Source organism: Paenibacillus sp. JT22N1, from assembly GCF_059692155.1.
Genome location: NZ_JCAUAW010000003.1, coordinates 308512 through 329186, shown reverse-complemented (window position 1 = coordinate 329186; position 20675 = coordinate 308512). Strand labels below are relative to the sequence as shown.

The window sequence follows — 20675 nt, the reverse complement described above, 5'->3', positions numbered from 1 at the left end:
TAGGGCATTTATGATAAAAAAGCGCTTATCCTCTTAGAACGCGATTTGAAATTGCGGACATAAGGGGGAAGCGCTATTTGTTTACATATTATCCTACACGTTTACCAAGAATGATGAGGTCGCGTTCGATTCCGTCAAGTTCAGCAACGCCAGGCAGATGAGCCCAGTTAACGAAGCCGAATTTGCGAAAAAGGTGGAGGCTGGGATCGTTATGACCGAAAATGAAGCCAAGCAGCGTCTTCAGTCCTAGCTTTGGACTAGCGTCTATAGCGTGCTCCATCAGGTAACGACCAATGCCTTGGCCGCGATAAGCTTCATCGACATAAATGCTGACTTCCGCTGTAGCGTTATAGGCGGGCCGGCCATAGAAGGACTGAAAGCTGAGCCATCCACAGATGCCGCTTCCGTTTTCCAATACCCATAAAGGGCGGAAATCCGCAGAGTGCTCATAGAACCAGCCTTCGCGACTGGCTGTAGTCACGGGTTCTGTATCTGCTGTAACCATGCGTCCTTCAATGGTGGAATTATAAATTCGTACAATGTCGGCTAAGTCTTCCAAGCTGGCATCACGGATCGTTAGATGATTCGTACTCATGGTAAGGTTTCCTTTCAGTGGTTATTCATTCCTTGCTGCAAGTTTTAGCCAGAAACGGCTTATGGTCTCTGTTCCTTTGTCCCAATTGACCAAATGGAAATGCTCATTCGGCGCGTGCAGGTTTTCACCTGGTAGACCAAAACCAAGCAGTACAACGGGGGCGTCTAATACGCGTCCCAACACTTCAACAATGGGGATTGAACCCCCGCTTCGAGTATATACAGGCCAAACGCCATAGGTATCCTCATAAGCTTCCGCAGCTGCTACCATTACAGGCTCATCAATTGGCGTGATAAATGGGTTTCCGCGCAGTTGGCGGTCTAGGGTCACTTTTACGCCAGGCATGGAGAGGGCACGGATATGATTTTCAACCGCATCCATGATTTCCTCGGGTACTTGTGCGGCAACGAGACGGCAAGCTATTTTAGCGCTGGCACGGTTAGGAATGATTGGTTTAATGCCTTCACCCTGAAAGCCGCCGCTTACGGATGTGATTTCCAATGTCGGTCTGGAAGTCGTTTGTTCATAGAACGAGAACCCATTTTCCCCATATAACGTTTCAACATGTAAGTCCGATTTAACCTTGTTCTCGTCGGGTTCTACTTGTTTAAAGGCTTCACGCTCTTTGTCCGAGAGCTCAATGACTCGATCATAGAAGCCTTCCACCGCTATACGACCATTTTCATCATGAAAGGAACTTAACAGCTTCGATAAAGCGTGAATCGGGTTTTGAACCGCGCCGCCGAACAGGCCAGAATGAAGGTCACTATTTGCGCCATCAATCGTAATTTCGAACCCAGCTAGCCCGCGAAGACCATACATAAGTGCAGGTTTTCCTGGCCCTTGCATTTGAGTATCGGAAAGAACGATGGTATCGGCTTGTAATTTATCTTTATACTTTTCCACGAATGCTGGCAGGTGCTTACTCGCAATCTCTTCCTCACCTTCAATACAAAACTTCACATTAACAGGTAGGCTGCCGTGCGTTCGTAAAAAAGCCTCAATCACTTTGGCGTAAAGCAGCAGTTGACCTTTATCATCAGTGCTACCGCGGCCAAATAGTTTGCCATCTTGAATCACAGGCTCAAATGGAGGAGTGTTCCACAGCTCTAACGGCTCGGCCGGTTGAACATCATAGTGTCCATATACAAGTACAGTTGGCTTACCCGGGGCATGCAACCAATCTGCATAGACAACTGGATGTCCCCCAGTAGCCATAATTTCAATGTTTTCAAGACCGGCTTGTTTCAAAGACTGAGCCGTCCATTCTGCACAGCGAATCATGTCTGGTTGATGTTCGGCGACAGCACTTATACTTGGAATCCGCAAAAACTGCATTAATTCCTCTATGTGTTGGTCCCTTTGCTCATTCAAATAGGTTTTGATCGTTTCTATCATGTTTGATTTCTCCTTCTTTTTAAGCCATTTATATCGGTGCTTCTTTTAAGTTCCCCAAATGCAAGTAAATTCCTGCAAATTAGTGATGCAGACACACATTTTATAAGACAGTTGCACGATGTAAATAGAAGTGGGTATTATTGTATAGGTAAATTCCGCTATTTGAAGGGGCGAAGTTAATGGAACTCTTGGTTAAAACCGAACGAATGTCTTTAGTTTTATTAGATCGTTCTTCTGTAGATATGGTTCTTGATTATGTGATTCGTAATCGAACTTTTCTCGAACCGTGGGAATTAGAACGTAATGAAACGTATTTCACTAAGGATTATCAGGTTGAGCAGTTGGAACAAGAAGCAATTAAGATCGAGGAAGGCCAGATGCTTAAGGTATGGATGCTATTTGAAGAACGAATTGTGGGGTCAATTGCGCTTAGTAATATCATCAGAGGTGCTTTTCAATCTTGCCATTTGGGCTACCGAATGGACGGGGAGCTCCTTAATCGGGGACTAATGACTGAGGGATTAAAAGCAATTATTGCCTACGCTTTTGAAGTAATGAATCTACATCGGATTGAAGCCAATATCATGCCTAGAAACGCGGCGTCTCTGAAGGTCGTAGAGAAGTTGGGCTTTTATGAGGAGGGCTTGGCTCTCAAATATCTACAAATTCATGGTATGTGGGAGGACCATATTCATATGGTCCTGCGCAATACAGCTATGGAATAATATTCAAGGAAATCATAGAAAAATGTCGAATAATGTAACTTAGATTAGTCATATCTCATTGCCTTGGGAAGGAAGACACGTCCAGCCAGCGGCCGCGCGGTTATCGTAAACCGATTGGTGAGTTTGTGAAATATGTTTAATAAATAAATAGAGACCGTTTATCGCTGAAAATGGCGATGAGCGGTCTTTTTCTGTTTGGGTGTGATGTACAAGTTTAAGAAAAATTTTATTTTTAACCCCATTTCTTATTAATTAGTTTTCTTTATCCTAGGAGTGAATGAATGGTTAGGAGGAACTATGGATGAAGAAGTGGATTTTGTGGCTTGTTATACTTTTACTGCTCGGTTATGGATTTAGCCAACACAAACTGAAAGTCGTTAACGAGAAACCGCCGGAAGAAGAGAATCAAACTCAAGAGGTGACTCCTCAAAAGAACGAGCTTAAAGTAACCAAAGATCAGATTTATAAAGGCAATTTGTTGTTGGTCAACAAGGATCATCCGGTACCTCCAGGGGCTGAAGAGTCCGAGGCGGTGAATCTATTTAAGCATAAGGAATTGGTGAATGGATTCATTGTGATGGATAATACGATTCGGTTGTCGCCGAGCTTGGTGCAAAAATTCTCAAAAATGATTGAGGCCGCAGCAAATGATGGGGTTAACCGATTTTTAATCAGCAGCGGTTATCGGGACAATAAAGAACAAAACCAGCTCTATAAACAAATGGGAGCTGATTATGCGTTGCCAGCAGGGAATAGCGAACATAATTTAGGTTTATCGCTTGATATTGGATCTACGCAAACGGAGATGAGTAAAGCGCCTGAAGGAAAGTGGCTGAAAAAAAATGCATGGAGATACGGGTTTATCTTGCGTTATCCGGCTGATAAAACTGCAATCACAGGTATTCAATCTGAGCCCTGGCATTTTCGCTATGTTGGTTTGCCGCACAGCGCAATTATGCAGGAAAAGAATTTTGTCCTGGAACAATATTTGGATTTTTTGAAAGAAAAGAAGACCATTAAGACTACTGTAGATAATCAAACCTATGAGATCTCTTACTATCCTGTCTCCAAAAACACAACTATCCTTGTACCAGAGAATGGACGCTATCAGATATCAGGCAACAATATGGACGGTATCATTGTGACCATGTATCCATGATCAGGGCTTATGAATCTAAAGAAGGTGAGAATGGCGTATGAAACATAAAATAATGTTGAAAGATATTACAATTCAAGTACTGTTTACCCTTTATATGTACACTATATTCAAAATTATTCTATTTAAGTTCAGCTCAATCGACATGACATTTCTCTGGCATCAGCTTAAGATAAGTCTGAGGAACACTGATCATATGAGCAGGCAACTTCAAAAAGGTAATCTGATTCCCTTTAAAGAAATATCCAGAACCATTCATGATATCTCGAGTCATGGTCTAATTAACCTGGTTGGGAATTTTGCGATATTCATGCCGTACGGCATTTTTCTTGGTTTAATGTTTAGAAACAAAAAAATATCATTTATAGACGCGTTCATACTTTCATTAGGTTTAAGTCTAATCCTGGAATTAGCGCAGGCCTTTTTCTCTATTGGACGCTATGATGTAGATGATCTGATACTCAATTCAAGCGGGGGCTTGATCGGTTTTATTATTTTCAAATTATTCGCTTTGTTAGTTACTACATCAAGTGCTAACCAAGCAAGTGGTAGCTCCATCTGATACAATAAAAGCAATACTATGGTCATACAGGGGTGGAACGAATGAAGTCGATCACAATTCTGATAGCGGATGATGAGCCGGAAATTGCCGATCTGATTGAGTTGCATTTAGAAAAAGAGGGTTACCGTTGCGTGAAAGTAGCTAATGGGCAGGAAGCTATTTCTGCTATTCAAACGCATTCCATTGATTTGGCGATTTTAGATATTATGATGCCTATACTGAATGGCTATGAAGCAACAAGGCAAATTCGAGCTGAGTATCATCTGCCTATCATTTTTTTAAGTGCCAAAACGACGGACCTTGATAAGATTACAGGACTGGTAAGCGGAGCGGATGATTATGTAACCAAACCGTTCAACCCGATGGAATTGGTTGCTCGCGTGAATGCTCAGCTGAGGCGTTCCACACAGTTTAATCAACCAAAGCAAGCGGGCAAGCTTACTTTGGAGGCAGGCGGACTGATCATCTTTCCCGAAGAACGAACCGTATTCGTTTACGGCAAGCCTATTGAACTAACTCCAAAAGAGTTTGATATTTTGTATCTGTTAGCCAGTTATCCAAAGAAAGTTTATAGCGCGGAAAATATCTTTCAACAGGTCTGGGGCGATGCTTATTATGAAGGCAGCAATACGGTCATGGTACACATTCGTACCTTACGGAAAAAGCTTGGAGAAGACGATCATAAAAATAAACTGATCAAAACAGTTTGGGGGGTGGGATATACATTTAATGGCTGAAATAATCCGAAGCTTTCGATTTAAAATGATTCAACTCTTTGGTTTAAGTATGCTTTTTTCCGCCACCATTACCTATTTGATCTATAAAGCTCTCCAACTCTATTATTATACGACCAAAATGGAAAATCCATTGACTAAAATTCGTAATCTCATAAGAGAGATTGGGGATATTAACTTCTTTTTGCTTATTTTCATTCCTCTCTCGATTTTGTTTTTCTTTCTCCTCACCAAACGATATGCGGCTTATTTTCATGAAATATCCAGCGGAATTAATCAGCTAGCGAATGCCGACTTCAACAGTCGGATACGTATTCCATCCAATGATGAATTCGGGGATATTGCGAGAGATATTAATCTGGCAAGTGAAAAATTGCAGCAAGCATTGGAGAGAGGAGATTTTGCTGAAAACAGCAAGGAACAATTGGTCTTGAATTTGGCTCATGATTTGCGTACACCGCTGACTTCCGTTTTAGGTTATTTGGATTTCATTCTTCAGAACGATCAACTGACTGCAGAACAAATCAAGCACTATACGAGCATTGCTTTTACCAAGTCTCAACGTTTAGAAAAGCTCATTGACGAACTATTCGAAATCACTCGAGTGAACTATGGAAAGCTTAACATTGAAAAAAAACCAATCGATATAAGCGAGCTTCTCATTCAATTAAACGAGGAATTATACCCTGTTTTTGAGAAAAATAACCTAACAACTCGATTGAATGTGACTCCGCATTTGACTGTTTGGGGTGACGGTGAGCTGTTGGCACGTGTATTTGAAAATCTGCTGACGAATGCCATTCGCTATGGAAAAGATGGTCAGCTTATCGACATTAACTGCAATCTTGATGCAGAAGATGTGGCGATTCAAGTGGTCAATTATGGGGATTGCATTCCCCCGGAAGAGCTGCCGCATATCTTCGATATGTTTTTTACAGGCGATAAAGCGCGAACTCATCGCGAGGGGAGCACTGGCCTTGGTTTGTCCATTGCGAAGAATATTGTAGAGCAGCATCAAGGCACAATTACAGCCCAAAGCAGTGTAATTCGTACGCTTTTTGAAGTCCGTTTCCCGCAAAAAACGGCATCCGAAGGACTCGTAACTAATGATCCGATCATTTAATGAAAAATTTATATTTACCCTACTTATTCTTTTAACAGTCTCTCCTATTCTAAATGTATGAATGGGAGGAGGAAACTGAGAATGAAGAAGTGGGGTTTTTGAGTTATCCGGAAATAATGTAGTTGGGGTGATTATTATGTATAAATAGGCAATTCGTTGTATGGATGAATTTTCCATTTCATAGTATATTTTAATAGATTCATACAAACGGGTTTATCCCCAAAAAGCATTCAGGAAATTTTCAGTTTCATGAAACTTTTTGGAAAGATCTGCCGTCTATTTTATCATACATACAGTTTGGAAATGAAAGGAAGACATACCAAATGGCAAGCTGGTTTCGTAAAAGAAGCGCGATTGACGCTTTAGCTATCGATGAGGAGCCGCATTTTGATGAACATTCCTCTCGTCACAGCCAACTTCATTTTCCGTTATTAACGGTCAGTGGTGTACACCGCTCCTTTCAAGTTGGAGGCCAGAGGTTAGAGGTACTGAAAGGGATTGAGATGGAGCTCAAACCGCTGCAGCTTGTCATGCTCAAAGGCCGATCCGGCTCGGGGAAAACAACGCTGCTTAATTTAATTGGGGGGCTCGATCAGCCGAATGAGGGAGAAATTTTGTTTCAAGAGCATGCCTTTCATCTCAGCAGTGACGATGAACGGACGTTGATACGTCGCAAGGAAATTGGTTTTATCTTTCAATCCTATGCGTTAATGCCCTTGTTGTCTGCATGGGAAAATGTGGAGCTGGCGCTGCGAATGGCGGGGATTCCGCGTTCCCAGTGGAAAGAGCGAGTGAAGCATTGTCTGGAGCTCGTTGGGCTTGGCAAGCGGATGCACCATCGTCCTTATGAGCTTTCCGGTGGTGAGCAGCAGCGTGTCGCGATTGCGAAAGCGATTGCGCATCGGCCTGCCCTTATTTTGGCGGATGAGCCTACAGCTGAGCTTGATTCTCAGATGGGTGCGCAGATTATGTCCGTTTTCCGCAGCATCATGAAAGCGGAGCAAGTCACGATATGTATGACAACACATGACCCTACAATTTTGGAGGTTGCCGATCATGTTTACGAAATGGTGGACGGAAGATTCGTCACGTAATTGGACGATGAAGCCTTTAGCTGCACTGCTTGTATGTTCGACATTACTACTTGCTTCTGGATGTTCACTTTTGCCTAAGGAGCAGGAAGAAGAATCTCTTCCGACGATTAATCCACCTAAGCTTTCCAAAAAGCCTGAATACACGGTGAAAACGGAAACCCTTGAAACGAAAGTGAGAGGGAGTGGGCGTTTAATGGCTTTGCAAGAGGAGAAGCTGTTTTTCTCCGAAGATATGTCCGCCAAACGGATCAGTGCCATACTTGTTAAGAATGGGGATTCAGTTGAAAAGGGGCAGCCGATCGCGGAGCTCGACGTATCGGATCTAGCGAGTGATTTGAAGCGGAAGAAGCTTCAAACACGCAAGGATGAGCTTACGATGATTGAAACGCTGCGGAAAGCAGATGAAATGTCTCCTGAGCAAATCGAGCAGGCAAAGATTGATTTTGAGTTGAAGCGTGAAGAACTGACCAAGCTTGAAACACAAGTTGGTAAAGCGCAGCTGCTCGCACCGTTCAGCGGAACCATCGTCACTGTAACTGCCAAGAAAGGCGATACCGTGAAGTCCGGAGAATCCGTTGCGACTCTAGCTGATTTGAATGAGCTAACCGTGGCAGCAAGTATTAGTGCAGATGATGCGAAGAAAGTAGCTATTGGTATGGACGTGCAGGTGGATATAAATTCTGCCGGCCAGCACAAAGGAAAAGTGAAGCAGCTGCCGAATCCGCAAGCTGGTAACAACAATAATAACGGCGGGTTTCCTGGTCAAGGTGGGCAAGGTGAGCAGGATACGATCGATAATTATTTGGTCGTTCAGCTTAGTGAGTTTCCGAAAGGGCTGAATCGAGGAACACCGCTAAGTGTCACGATCATTACACAAAGAAAAGAAAACGCCACGACGATTCCTTTGGCTGCACTTCGCTCGTATTCGGGCCGGAATTATGTCCAAGTCATTGATGCTCAAGGAAATAAGAAGGAAGTGGACGTGGAAATCGGTCAGCAGACGTCTACGGATGCGGAGATTGTAAAAGGTCTCACAGCTGGACAGAAAGTAGTGGGTCGCTAATGTCCATGCCGATGCTGCGGTTTTTATTTCGGAAAATGTGGAATACCCGCTGGCTAACGCTCAGCACCTTGCTTGGACTAGTAATGGCTGTTGCTTTCACCACGAGCATTCCGATGTATGCCGATGGGTCGCTGAAGCGAGTCGTCGCCAAATCGTTAGAAGAAAAGAGCGAGGGACTTCCAGCAGGCTCACTGCTCATGCGCTATCAAGCTGTTGGGACAGAACGTGCAGGGTTAGAAGAGCTCAAAGACGTCAATGTGTATATTCAAGATGAAATTCCGAAAGATGTTGGCTTTCCATTACAGACCTATGCAAGAAGCTATACCATCAAAGGGGCGCAGCTAACTCCCGCAGATGGGACAAAAGCAGACCCTAGTAAACGTCGACAAATGACATTAACGACGTTAAGCGGATTAACCGATCAGGTTGAATGGTCAGTCGGCCAGATGGCTTCTGGGCAAGTACAGAATGGGATATTGGAAGCTGTGGTCTTAGAGGAAGCTTTGTTTCGAAACGATCTGCATGTAGGTGATGTATTCAGTTATTCGGTCGCAGGTAGCGGCGGCAGTCAATTGTTAAAAGTGAAGATTGTTGGTTCCTTCAAACCAAAAAATGAAACAAGTGCTTATTGGTTTCAAGGCTTAGAAGGGTTAGTAAACGCACTTATTATTCATGATGATGTTTTTATGAAGACGTTGTTGACGGAGAAGAAGATTCCGCTTCAGCTGGCCAATTGGTATTATGCATTCGATCTGCGGAACATCCAAACCAGTCAATTATCGCCACTCGAGAACCGTTTGGAGCGTCTGGATATCAATTTGTTCCAAAAACTCAAGAATACAAAGGTAGATGTATCGTTTAAGCCAATTCTTACTGAATTTAAAGCCCAAAGCTTGCAGATGCAGATTTTATTATTCACATTAGCGGCCCCGATGATTGCGATGGTTTTCTATTACATTGTGATGAATGCCAGACAATCGCTTGATCGACAGCGTGGTGTGATTGCCATCCTGCGAAGCCGTGGAGGCAGTACAAAGCAAATTGTGGGAATATACTTTCTGGAAGGCTTATTACTTGGGGCGATTGCATTGCTGATTGGACCTTTTATGGGCTGGTTCATGGCGAAAAGTATCGGCTCTTCCAGCGGATTTCTAACGTTCGTTGATCGTAAATCGATTCCTGTTAGTTTTACAAATGAGGCGATGCTCTACGGCGGGCTCGCTGTTCTGATTGCGATTCTTGCCAGTGTGATTCCAGCTGTCCTTTTCGCAAGATCTTCGATCGTCAACTATAAGCAGCAGCTCGCTAGATCAGATCGCTCGCCACTATGGCAGCGGTGGTTCATTGACATCGTACTGCTAGGACTTGTTGGCTACGGCTTCTACTTATTTGATCAACGCCAAGTATTATCCGTACAAACAGGGCTAACGACCGATCAATTACAGGTGCATCCACTGCTGTTTTTCGTTCCAGCACTCTCGATCTTCGCGCTAGGACTATTCTTTCTGCGTATCTTTCCGTGGCTGCTGCGCTTGTTCGGCTGGCTTGGGCGAAAATTCCTGCCTGTGCCACTATACTTGACGCTAGTTCAGCTTTCCCGCTCTGCCAAATCCTATTACCCGCTTATGCTGCTGCTCATTCTTACACTCGGCCTCGGCGTGTACAATTCTTCGGCTGCACGTACGATTGATCTGAACTCAACGGAGCGGATCTTGTATCAATACGGTACCGATGTTGTGCTGCAAACCGTATGGGAAGGCTTCTCAGACGACCTGCCGAAGGATCCCAACGCAGGGAAAAGTGGCGGTGGAGCTCAGGGAGGCGGGACGTCTGGTGCTGGAGGTAATAACGGTGGCAATGGCAGCGGTGGCTCCGGTGCGGGTGGAGGCCAAGGTCAAGGCGGCCCGAAACCTGGAGAGGAGACACCCTCTAAGATTCGTTACGTCGAGCCGCCCTTTCAAATGTTCCGTGATCTAGAGGGCGTCCAGGCTGCGGCCAGAGTTTTGCAGACGAAAGGAAACGTCGTTGTATCTGGTAAATCAACCGGTCAGGGAATGATCATGGGGATCGATAATGCCGATTTTGCTAAAGTGGCTTGGTTCCGGCCCGATTTATTCCCGGCACATCCGAATCAATACTTGAATTTGCTAGGGAGCTATGAGCAAGCTGTCATCATACCTTCGAATTATGCAAGCAAATATTCGCTTAAAGCGGGTGATCTGCTTTCGATTACCATCGGTCAGCAGCCCGTGGAATTCGTGATAGTTGGTATCCTGCCGTATTGGCCGAGTCAATATCCGGATCAGACACCATTTTTCATCGCAAATCTGGATTACATATACGATCAAGCACCTATTACTCCCTATGAAGTATGGCTCAAAATGAAACCGGACGCGAAAGTTGCACCGATTGTTACAGCCCTGCAGGCCAAGGGGATTGAGCTAGCTTCCGTGAAGGATGTTCGTAACGAGCTCATTATTCAGAAGAAGCTTCCAGCAAGAGGCGGGGTCTTTGGTATTCTTAGCCTAGGCTTTCTCGTATCTGTGATCGTGTCCTTAATCGGCTATATGCTGTATTGGTTCTTTAATTTATCTAGCAGAGTTGTACAGTTTGGGGTGCTTCGCGCCATGGGGCTTTCCCGCAAACAATTGACTGGAATGCTTCTCCTGGAGCAAGGTTTTACGGCTGGATTGTCCATCGCGCTAGGCATCGGAATTGGTAAATTAACGAGTTATTTCTTCCTGCCTTTCCTTCAAACTTCCCAGAATGTGAAGACGCAGGTGCCGCCGTTCCGAGTTGTTTTCGATTCCAAAGACACCTATCAGCTATATTTCGTGGTTGCTTTCATGATGATAACTGGGGCACTGCTGCTGTTCTTACACATAAGAAGGCTGCGTGTTCATCAGGCTGTGAAGCTGGGGGAGGAGAAATAGCGTGATTACTTGCGAGGGCTTAGTCAAAATTTATAAGACAGACGAGATTGAAGTTGTCGCTTTGCAAGGGCTAAATATTCAGATCGACGCAGGCGAGCTTATGGCCATTATCGGGAACAGCGGAAGCGGCAAGTCCACACTGCTGAACATATTAGGAGGGCTTGATCGCCCTTCTGCGGGTCAAGTGAAAGTCGGCGATTGGGATTTATTGAAGATTACCGATAAGCAGCTAGTTGATTACAAACGACATACAGTCGGCTTCATCTGGCAAAATAATGCGCGAAATCTCGTCTCGTACCTCACTGCGCTTGAGAATGTGGAAATGCCAATGATGCTCAGCGGGAATTATGACCCTGCCTATGCGAAACAGCTGCTTGAATGGGTGGGTCTCAGCCACCGTTTGAATAACAAGCTGCAAGAACTGTCAGGTGGGGAACAGCAGCGCGTGGCTATTGCGATTTCGCTTGCAAACCGTCCGCGTTTGCTGCTTGCGGATGAACCGACGGGGTCGGTGGATACGAAGACAGCGGATATGATTCTTTCTATCTTCCAACGGCTAAATAAGGAATTGGGAGTGACAATTGTCATTGTTACCCATGATATGTCCATGGCAGGCAAAGTAGGGCGAGTCGTTGCCATTCGAGATGGCATGACAAGTTCGGAGTTTATTGCTCGCAATCCTTCGATCTCAGCGCTTGATGGAACGTCGACAGGACTCACAGGTGAAGACCATGAGGAGTATGTGGTGCTCGACCGCGCGGGACGACTTCAGGTTCCGAAAGCTTACTTGAGCGCTCTGCAAATCGACGGAAAAGCTACGATGGAGTTTGATGGCGAGAAAATTATGATTAAAGCACCGAAAGATTTATCTGCGAATGAAAGTATCGAACGAATTGAATCTAATTCACAAACCGTTGGAGGAAAATCTAAATGAAAATGATATCACGTAAAATGCTTGCTACAACCTTAACGCTGGCTATGGTGGCTCCACTAGCTGTTGCTTGTACCAAAGGGGAAAAAGCCGATGATAAACAGGAGCGCGTGCTTAAGATCGCGACTTCTATGATGTACGGTGGTGATGACGAATATTTCCGACAACAATTCACCGAAATATTTGAATTCGCCAATCCGAATATCAAGATTGAAATGATTCCAACAATGGATGAGAAATACCGTTACGGTAACGTTCAACCTGGCGAGAAGATGCCTGATCCCACGGAGAAGCTTAAGGAAGTGATGCAGGGTGATAATCCACCGGATGTGGTTATGGTTGGTTATGAACAACTGCCGGATATCATTGAAAGCAACTTGCTAACACAGCTTGATCCACGAATAACGAAAGATAAATTCGATACCGCAGGGATCGTTCCAGCTGTTATGGATGGCATGAAAAATGCAGGCGGCGGTAAACTTTACGCACTTGCTCCGACATTCAGCTCCTCGGCACTCATTTATAACAAGAAAATGTTCCAAGATGCGGGAGTCGATTTTCCGAAGGATGGGATGACATGGGATGAGACATTCGATCTTTCCAAACGCCTTGTTAAAGGGGAAGGAGAGAGCCGAATCAATGGTTTCTCATTTACAACGCAATCTCAAGGCGGAGATTTGTTCTATGGTATGCAAATGTACACAGCTCCTCTGCAATTAAAAATGTTCGATGATGCTGGTGAGAAAATGACGGTGGATACGGACCAATGGGAAAAAGTTTGGGCAAAAATGGCACAAATGCAAAAAGAGAATGTGTTCCCAGAGATGATGGATCCGCAGAAGCAAATGAACCGTCAGTATGATCAAAATAATCCTTTTGCGTATGATGATTTCATGTCAGGCCGCTTGGCCATGGCGATTATCAACTATGGTCAAATACAGCAGCTTACGAATGCGAATAAAAATGCAGCCAATTTTAAAGGCTATACCCCCATTGAATGGGATGTCGTAACGATTCCTTCCCACCCGGAAGCAAAAGGTGTTGGCGGAGCCATCTATATGAATGGTATTATGGGTATAAATGCCAAAGCGCAAAACCCTGATGATGCTTGGAAGTTCATAAAGTTCATCAATGGCGAAGACTGGGCAAAATTGAAATCTCATAGCTCCTATAACTTGGTTGCCCGTTCCAAATATTTGAAGCCCAAAGATGGGTTGGAATTCCACATGGAAGCTTTCTACAATGTGACACCAGCTCCAATGGATAATAACACCAAGATTTATCGCACTAATCCTAACATTTATCAGGTACAAGAAATTGGTCGTACGCAGTTTATGAGTGTCCTTCAAGGGAAAACGACAGCTCGCGAAGCGCTCAAGCAATGGCAAACCCAAGGGGATGCGATGCTCAAACAAATGAAGGAAAATCCAAATGCGCCTATGAACCCGATGATACAGCAGGCTGTGCCTGCTGGCTAAGGCAAGCTGGAATTTCTTAAAGGATGATAATATGAAGGAGGAAGCACATTACCATGAACAACAAGATACGCTATAATCGCTTGGCAACCATTGCCTTATCTGCTGCATTGGCGCTCGGAGCTGTAACGCCCGTTTGGGCGGATAGCAGTCCATCCGCTATTACTGCAACTATTGGTAAGGTTTCCATCACAGGTAGCAGTTACTTTGAATTGAAACAGATCCATGTTTTGCCTGATCAAAGCGGCAAGCTCGCTACATTTACCATTACTATTCACAACGAGGGGAGCAGTGAGCTGCAATTTATTGATTATTGGGTTCGGTTGAAAAGCAAATCCGGCAATCAATTTTCAGCACGTTTGCTGCCTGCAGATAAGGATAAGAACCGGGTTGCTCCCGGTTCAACGACTGATTTAACGTTCTATGCGACCGTTAACACCAGCACGAACTTGCAAGATCTCGTTGTCCAATTTATCAAATGGGATTTTAGTCAGTCTAATTTTGAACGTGTTCTGGGTGAGGTTGCCGTACCAGACACCTATACAGACGTAACGCCTTCAGAAGATGGTTCTGCAGCCATTTCTGTAAATGGAACCAACGTGAAAGCTTCAATTAAAAAGTTTGTCAGCAATAAGAATGAAAAATATCACGTTCCCACCGTATATGTGACTTTAGAGAATGCTGGCAATCATACCGTTACGATTCCTTCTTACCTCTTCTCGATTCGCACAAAAGAGGGTTTGCTTTATCCACTGGAAGCCAAAGGATTGAAAGATTTGAAGATCAATCCGAAGGAAAGTAAAGAAATTCAACTATCCGGTTCCATTCCGGTAGCAGTTAGCACGGACGCTTGGCAATTGGCGGTAGCAGAAACAATTCCTGACTTGAAATTGAATGTTTCCGTTGCGAATTTTGGGCTGCCTGCCGTTACGCAGCAAGAAGGTGGCTCTGTAGGTAAGGAGTATTCCTTCACAAGTAAATCAGGTGTTTATACTACTCAACTTAATGGATTACACCGACTGCCTTGGGAAGATCAAGACTTACTAACAGCCGATCTGACACTAAGTAATAAAGGTGAGGAGTCACTTCCTATCCCGAAATTATCAGGGTATTTCCTGCTTGATGGCGCAGTGAAAATTGATGCTAAGCTCATTCAGACGGCGAAAGTAATCGGATTGGGAGCAGGAGCGAGCGTCAATTTGCAAATTGCAGGTAAAGTGCCGTATACGTATGAATTTTCTCAAATTAAACTAGTTCTTCAAGAGAATGAGGGAGAAACGCCGCCGGCGGGTACTGGTACGGGCACTGCTACTGCAACGGATGTGCTGGAGTTTTCTACTCAGGCGGAGCTTCAGGCTATTCCTTTCATTGGTATGGGGCAGTCCTATACCTCCAATGATATTGGGCGTAAAGCGAAGTATGTAGTTCGAAGTGTATCTACTTATGAGGATAAAACGAACATCATGTACTCCGCTATGGTGGAAGCAACCAATTTGGAAAAGCGTTTCACGAATGTATCCAAGTTCGTCGCCAATTTCCGATCATCGGATGGAACGGTTTTCCCAGCAACTATTGCTGAAGTAAAGAACAAAATTAGTCCAACAGGAAAAGCGCTATTAAATGTATGGGCTTCTGTGCCAAAAGGTTACACGACAGCGAATTTGAGCTTACTTCTTGGGGAAGCAGTGACCGAAGGGAAGCTGTCAGAAGGTGAAAAAGCTGTTGCAGATTCCTATGTGAACCCAGTTTCCTACTGGCTGCCTGACGAGAAGACAAACGTAGCAACAACGCTTAAAAATGTCGAATTATTCCCCTATACCATTACGATTGATAAGATTGGGACATCGATTGAGGATAAAGTATTTACAATAAAATTCAATTACGAGTTAACCAAAGAAAAATTGACAGAAATTAATACCGAAGGCCATAACTTGCTGCTTGTTTTTGAAGATGGCGGTGGGATTAAACGATTTGAGAAAAAGTTTGATTTCAAAGACTTTGACGTTATCAACGGTGACTCAACAGCAGATGAAGATTCGAAGATCCGTCTTGGCAAGCGGGAGAATTTCAAGATTACAAATCCAGATCCGGGTCTCATTTATAACACCAAATTCTTAGAAAAGTATACTCTTAGTATTTATGACGAGTTTCAAGGTCAGAGAAAGCTGCTGGCCACACAGAAAGCTGATTGGTTTGTTACAACGGACTAATTCATTATTTGAAGCGAGGGCATTCAGCCTTCGCTTTTTTCATTTTAGTCACAAGAAGTCATAAGCGTTTAGCTGCTCATATGACCAATATATGACTGGAATATGACTTCACTCACCTGTTTTTATCAAAATGAAGAGCTATAATAAATCCTGACCGAGAAAAAACATAAAATTTTCAATTCTAGTTTATGTTTTGTTAAGAAATTCCAAGTATGATGATTGAGTGAGCATGAAGGATGTAGGTATTAAAGCTGGTGATAGGGGAGAAGTGAGAATGTCCAAGTTAACCGAGTTTTCAATGAAAAATGTGGCAGCAATTTTCATCGTTATGCTGCTATTGGTCGTAGGAGGAACGTATTCTACAACCACACTAAAGGTAGAAAGTATGCCAGATATTACATTTCCGGTCGTTATTATTAGTACTACATACGTAGCACCTCCGAAGGATGTGCTGGATGAAATTACAAAGCCGCTAGAGAAGGCTGTCGCAGGGCTAGATGGACTCAAAACCCTTAGCTCCAGCTCGCAGGACAATTATTCACAGATTATCCTGGAGTTAGAACAAGACAAGAAGCCTGAAGATGTTAAGAAAGATGTGGAGAGCTTGATCTCCAATGTTAAGCTGCCTCAAGGCTCTGAGAAGCCTAAGGTGTTAACGGCAGGCTTTTCTTCCGAACCGGTCTATTATTTAGCGGTTTACGGTGAGGCAGGAATGAACCAAACCGAGTTGGATAAAGCCTACAAAGATACGATTCTTCCTGGCTTTAATGGGCTCAAAGGGATCGACCATGTCGACTCTGTAGGCAATCAGGATGCCGTACTTACCATTAAGCTGGATGCGCCTGCGATAAATAATTATGGTCTAACCCCGGCAGATGTTTCGGGTTTGATCAAAGCCTCATTGGTATCTAGTCCTGCGGGTACGGTAGATTTCAATGGAAACACGCAGATGGTTCGAGTTAAAGGTGAAATGGATACGATTTATAATTTGGACAATTTGAAAATCACAACGAAAACAGGCGATACGCTTCTTCTCAAACAAATTGCCAAAGTTGAAGCTATCAGCGAGTCCAAGTTCATTGCAAGATTAGATGATCAACCAGCTATCGGCGTACTGCTTTACAAAACGAAAGCAGCGAATGCTGTAGAGTTTGCAGATAGTGCAGATAAGCTCATGACAGACTGGGGACAAACGCTACCTGGCGTGAAATTCCACAAAATTTACAATTCAGCCAACGATATTAAAGATTCCATCCACGGCATGGTGCAAGAAGGCGGATTAGGCGCAGTCCTTGCCTCATTAATGATCTTGCTCTTCCTTCGTAATATACGTATGACGATTATCGTACTCGTGTCGATTCCTCTTTCGATTCTTGTTACGTTATTAGTTATGGGACCCTTAGGCATTTCCCTTAACATCATGACGTTAGGAGGAATGGCCATTGCAGTCGGGCGGGTCGTGGACGACAGTATCGTCGTTATTGAGAATATCTATAGTCAGCTGCAAAAAGCTCAAGAGCGTAACGAATCTGTTATTAAATTAGCAACGAAACAGGTTTCAAGCGCGATTACTTCCTCTACAATTACAACAGTAGGTGTATTTGGTCCCATCGGGTTCGTGAGTGGGGTAGTTGGTGAAGTATTCCGTCCTTTTGCTATTACACTTGTTGTAGCTTTAATGTCATCATTGATTGTTGCATTAACGGTGATTCCGATGCTGGCGAAGCTGATGGTACTTAGAAGCAAGAAGCTTACAAATCACGATGATAATCACGTGGGACCTATGGGTGTGAAATACAGAAAAGCGATCATATGGTCCTTGAACAACCGCATCAAAACTTTATTGTTAGCTGGCGTTGCCCTTATCATCTCGATCGTCATTACAGTGCCTAATTTAGCGGTGGCTTTCATGCCGAATAGTGAAGCCGTTAAACAAGGGGTCATTGAGATTAAAATGCCGCGAGAAACATCCATCGAAATGATGAATGAGAAGTCCAAAGAACTTGAAAAAGATTTGAAATCACATACGGACAAAGTTGGCAAACCTGCATTCAAGTACATTGAATCCCTTGTAGGTTACAACCAGAGCAGTGATCGGTATGCTTATAGAGCAATGATGTTTTTCGAGCTAACAGCAGAAACCGATGCTACAGAAGGTGTCAAAAAGTATAAGGAAGATATGTTGAAACTGATGCCTCCAGGATCCGATGTGAATATACAATTGTTTACCGGTGGGCCTCCTACCTCAACAGGATCTGATTTCTCGTATTCCCTTAAAGGGGATGACCAGCTTTATCTTAAGCAAGCATCGCAGCTGGTTAAAGATAAAATGAAGGAGTTCCCTGAGCTGAACGACATTAAAGACAGCTTGAGTGATTCTAAAACCGAAGTCGAGATTATTGTAGATCAAAACAAAGCACGTTTGTATGGACTTTCTAGTGCTCAAATTTTACAATCCGTCAACGCCTGGATAGCAGAAGAGAAACTGGGCGATCTGAAATTTAATAACATCACCTATGCAACCAAGGTTATGTTGAATCCCGCTTACAAAAACTCTGTGGATAAACTGGGTACTTTCTTGATCAAGACTCCTACTGGTCAAACGATTCAATTAAATGAAGTAGCTCGAGTCAAACAGATTGAAGCGCCAAATAGCATTAGTCGTGAAGATCAAGAACAAATCGTCAGTGTAAGAGCGAAAATTGATGCCACGGATAAAGGCGGCGTCAGCAAGAAAATTACGGAAGAACTGGCGAAGTTAGAACTACCTTCAGGCGTCACTCGTGAAGTGAAGGGTGTATCCGATGATATTCAAAAAAGCTTCATGCAAATGTTTATGGCTATCATTGCTTCTATCTTCATTGTTTACATGGTTATGGTTATTGCCTTTGGTAACGCTAGAGCGCCGCTTGCCATTCTGTTTTCACTGCCGCTTGCAGCTATTGGGGGCCTCTTAGGACTTCTAATAACGGGAGAATCGATCAATGTAACTTCGCTCATCGGCTTCCTAATGCTGATCGGTATCGTTGTAACAAACGCGATCGTACTCGTAGACCGCGTACAGCAGCTAAGAGAGCAAGATTATTCGATTCGTGAGGCACTTATTGAAGCCGGAATTACGCGGTTAAGACCTATTATCATGACGGCAGGTGCTACTATCCTTGCACTGATGCCTTTAGGACTTGGATTATCCAAAGGAACGATCATTTCCAAAGGTTTAGCAGTTGTAGTTATTGGCGGTCTTACGACTTCAACTCTGCTAACACTCGTAATTGTGCCTATCATTTACGAGATCTTATTTAAGAAAAGAGAAGGCCGCCTCTTCAAGAGAAAAGGAAAATCGAATACCATCCAATCGGAGCAAGCAGAGTCTGCCCACTAATAAGCTAAACAGGGGAAAAGGAGAAAATGAATATGAAACGTCAGTTGTTTATGATTAAACAGAGTACCAAATTATTCGGTGTCGTCGCGCTCAGCGCGGCGATAGCCGTAGGATGTTCCGCATCACCAGCAGCAAGCCCGGCAGCAACAACTGCTGCAGCCGAACAAGGGGTCAAGGTAGTGAAAACGGCCAAAATTGCTAAGCAAAAAATTGGTGAGCCTGTTGAACAAGTCGGAGACGTAGTATCATCAGTTCAATTAGATATCGTCGCGAAGACTGGTGGCGAAGTCATTGAAATCGTGAAGAAACGCGGAGATATCGTAGAGAAGGGCGAAGTGCTTTTCCGCCTGGATCCAACCGATGTTCTTATACAGAAGGATTTGAATTCTGTTAATATTAAAGGGGCGCAAGCAGGACTTACAGAGGCTAAACAGAAGACTTCCAATGGGATTGAAGATGCCAAGGATGGCGTTTCTAAGTTGGAGACTGCTGTTAGTGATCTAGAGAAAGCCTACAACACGGTGCGCAATGAATATGATCTAGGGACAGCAACGAAATCTCAATTAGAGCAGGCGGAAACGGCACTTATTAATAGAAAGAAAGATTTAGCAAGCGCACGTAGATCACTGAAAACATTGAAAGAGACGAATTCGCTCGCACAAGTAGAGACTAGTTTAGAATCGGCGCAAGTAAGTGCACGGAATATTGAGAGGACTCTTAGCAATCTTGAAGTAAAAGCACCAGCTTCCGGCGTGTTAACCGATCTTAATGTGACTGTCGGTCAAACTTTAGCGCCAGGCGGCCGCGTAGGGGAAGTTCAACAGACGAATCCGGTCAAAATCAAATCCCAGCTTACCGAAGCATCGGCTAACCTTGTTAGGGGCAAGAACGAATTGACTTTCTACATACCAGGGGTAACGACGAAAGCCGGAGCTAAAGTGATTTACTTATCGGATGTGATTAACGGACAATCCAAAGCTTATGACCTGGAATTGGAGGTTCCGAATCCTGATGGCAAGCTGAAACCAGGCTCCAAGGCACAAGTAGAACTTACCAAAGATGATGAACAAAATGTACCTGTCGTTCCAAGTCTTAGCATCGTCCGCGAAGGCAGTAATAATTTTGTCTTTGTTGTGAATGGTGAAACGGTTCAGAAGCGTAAAGTTGAACTTGGTCGATTGAATGAGACCAATCAGGAAGTTATTTCTGGCGTAAAAGAAGACGAAATTCTTGTTATATCCGGTCAACATCAACTAAAAGATCAAGATAAAATAAAAGTTGGTAACTAACAAAA

General features: G+C 43.9%; 15 protein-coding genes. 13 read left to right on the top strand and 2 right to left on the bottom strand.

The annotated features are described in order from the left end of the window. Positions 1 to 88: 88 nt before the first annotated feature. Positions 89 to 595 (bottom strand): GNAT family N-acetyltransferase, encoded by a 507-nt coding sequence (locus tag AC58UU_RS07910; protein WP_497314482.1) that lies wholly within the window; start codon positions 593 to 595, stop codon positions 89 to 91. A gap of 21 nt (positions 596 to 616) precedes the next feature. After that, positions 617 to 1993, bottom strand: coding sequence for a dipeptidase (locus tag AC58UU_RS07905; RefSeq protein ID WP_497314480.1), 1377 nt, complete (start codon positions 1991 to 1993; stop codon positions 617 to 619). A 179-nt stretch (positions 1994 to 2172) separates the two neighbouring features. Between AC58UU_RS07905 and AC58UU_RS07900 the strand changes: the two genes are divergently transcribed. The 13 genes from AC58UU_RS07900 to AC58UU_RS07840 all read left to right on the top strand — a co-directional run bounded on the left by AC58UU_RS07900 (position 2173) and on the right by AC58UU_RS07840 (position 20670). Then, positions 2173 to 2718 (top strand): GNAT family N-acetyltransferase, encoded by a 546-nt coding sequence (locus AC58UU_RS07900; RefSeq protein WP_497314478.1) that lies wholly within the window; start codon positions 2173 to 2175, stop codon positions 2716 to 2718. A 301-nt stretch (positions 2719 to 3019) separates the two neighbouring features. After that, the gene (locus tag AC58UU_RS07895) at positions 3020 to 3877 is read left to right on the top strand and encodes a M15 family metallopeptidase (RefSeq protein WP_497314476.1); all 858 of its coding nucleotides are present in this window, start codon (positions 3020 to 3022) and stop codon (positions 3875 to 3877) included. Between the two features lie 37 nt (positions 3878 to 3914). Beyond that, the gene (locus tag AC58UU_RS07890; RefSeq protein ID WP_497314474.1) at positions 3915 to 4436 is read left to right on the top strand and encodes a VanZ family protein; all 522 of its coding nucleotides are present in this window, start codon (positions 3915 to 3917) and stop codon (positions 4434 to 4436) included. A 41-nt stretch (positions 4437 to 4477) separates the two neighbouring features. Then, on the top strand, positions 4478 to 5173 hold the full coding sequence (locus tag AC58UU_RS07885; protein WP_497314472.1) for a response regulator transcription factor: 696 nt from the start codon (positions 4478 to 4480) through the stop codon (positions 5171 to 5173). Continuing rightward, entirely contained in the window at positions 5166 to 6293 is a 1128-nt protein-coding gene (locus tag AC58UU_RS07880) for a sensor histidine kinase (protein WP_497314470.1), read from the top strand. Before AC58UU_RS07885 ends, AC58UU_RS07880 begins: the two co-directional genes overlap by 8 nt. A 323-nt stretch (positions 6294 to 6616) precedes the next feature. After that, positions 6617 to 7387 (top strand): ABC transporter ATP-binding protein, encoded by a 771-nt coding sequence (locus AC58UU_RS07875; RefSeq protein ID WP_497314468.1) that lies wholly within the window; start codon positions 6617 to 6619, stop codon positions 7385 to 7387. Further along, positions 7350 to 8450 (top strand): permuted SH3 domain-containing protein, encoded by a 1101-nt coding sequence (locus tag AC58UU_RS07870; protein WP_171648496.1) that lies wholly within the window; start codon positions 7350 to 7352, stop codon positions 8448 to 8450. The genes AC58UU_RS07875 and AC58UU_RS07870 overlap by 38 nt, the downstream gene beginning before the upstream one ends. Further along, the gene (locus tag AC58UU_RS07865; protein WP_497314466.1) at positions 8450 to 11383 is read left to right on the top strand and encodes an ABC transporter permease; all 2934 of its coding nucleotides are present in this window, start codon (positions 8450 to 8452) and stop codon (positions 11381 to 11383) included. Before AC58UU_RS07870 ends, AC58UU_RS07865 begins: the two co-directional genes overlap by 1 nt. A gap of 1 nt (position 11384) precedes the next feature. Beyond that, positions 11385 to 12317, top strand: a complete 933-nt coding sequence (locus AC58UU_RS07860; protein ID WP_171648498.1) for an ABC transporter ATP-binding protein — start codon at positions 11385 to 11387, stop codon at positions 12315 to 12317. Then, complete coding sequence (locus AC58UU_RS07855) at positions 12314 to 13792, top strand: ABC transporter substrate-binding protein (RefSeq protein WP_497314463.1); 1479 nt, start codon at positions 12314 to 12316, stop codon at positions 13790 to 13792. Before AC58UU_RS07860 ends, AC58UU_RS07855 begins: the two co-directional genes overlap by 4 nt. A 53-nt stretch (positions 13793 to 13845) precedes the next feature. Beyond that, the gene (locus AC58UU_RS07850) at positions 13846 to 15999 is read left to right on the top strand and encodes a hypothetical protein (RefSeq protein WP_497314461.1); all 2154 of its coding nucleotides are present in this window, start codon (positions 13846 to 13848) and stop codon (positions 15997 to 15999) included. Positions 16000 to 16273: 274 nt separating this feature from the next. Beyond that, the gene (locus AC58UU_RS07845) at positions 16274 to 19381 is read left to right on the top strand and encodes an efflux RND transporter permease subunit (RefSeq protein ID WP_497314459.1); all 3108 of its coding nucleotides are present in this window, start codon (positions 16274 to 16276) and stop codon (positions 19379 to 19381) included. 32 nt (positions 19382 to 19413) lie between these two features. Further along, positions 19414 to 20670, top strand: a complete 1257-nt coding sequence (locus AC58UU_RS07840) for an efflux RND transporter periplasmic adaptor subunit (protein WP_497314457.1) — start codon at positions 19414 to 19416, stop codon at positions 20668 to 20670. Positions 20671 to 20675: the final 5 nt, after the last annotated feature.

Coding starts and splice junctions, on each gene's coding strand:
- AC58UU_RS07910 (WP_497314482.1), bottom strand. CDS start 595: ATGAGTACGAATCATCTAACGATCCGTGATGCCAGCTTGGAAGACTTA.
- AC58UU_RS07905 (WP_497314480.1), bottom strand. CDS start 1,993: ATGATAGAAACGATCAAAACCTATTTGAATGAGCAAAGGGACCAACAC.
- AC58UU_RS07900 (WP_497314478.1), top strand. CDS start 2,173: ATGGAACTCTTGGTTAAAACCGAACGAATGTCTTTAGTTTTATTAGAT.
- AC58UU_RS07895 (WP_497314476.1), top strand. CDS start 3,020: ATGAAGAAGTGGATTTTGTGGCTTGTTATACTTTTACTGCTCGGTTAT.
- AC58UU_RS07890 (WP_497314474.1), top strand. CDS start 3,915: ATGAAACATAAAATAATGTTGAAAGATATTACAATTCAAGTACTGTTT.
- AC58UU_RS07885 (WP_497314472.1), top strand. CDS start 4,478: ATGAAGTCGATCACAATTCTGATAGCGGATGATGAGCCGGAAATTGCC.
- AC58UU_RS07880 (WP_497314470.1), top strand. CDS start 5,166: ATGGCTGAAATAATCCGAAGCTTTCGATTTAAAATGATTCAACTCTTT.
- AC58UU_RS07875 (WP_497314468.1), top strand. CDS start 6,617: ATGGCAAGCTGGTTTCGTAAAAGAAGCGCGATTGACGCTTTAGCTATC.
- AC58UU_RS07870 (WP_171648496.1), top strand. CDS start 7,350: ATGTTTACGAAATGGTGGACGGAAGATTCGTCACGTAATTGGACGATG.
- AC58UU_RS07865 (WP_497314466.1), top strand. CDS start 8,450: ATGTCCATGCCGATGCTGCGGTTTTTATTTCGGAAAATGTGGAATACC.
- AC58UU_RS07855 (WP_497314463.1), top strand. CDS start 12,314: ATGAAAATGATATCACGTAAAATGCTTGCTACAACCTTAACGCTGGCT.
- AC58UU_RS07850 (WP_497314461.1), top strand. CDS start 13,846: ATGAACAACAAGATACGCTATAATCGCTTGGCAACCATTGCCTTATCT.
- AC58UU_RS07845 (WP_497314459.1), top strand. CDS start 16,274: ATGTCCAAGTTAACCGAGTTTTCAATGAAAAATGTGGCAGCAATTTTC.
- AC58UU_RS07840 (WP_497314457.1), top strand. CDS start 19,414: ATGAAACGTCAGTTGTTTATGATTAAACAGAGTACCAAATTATTCGGT.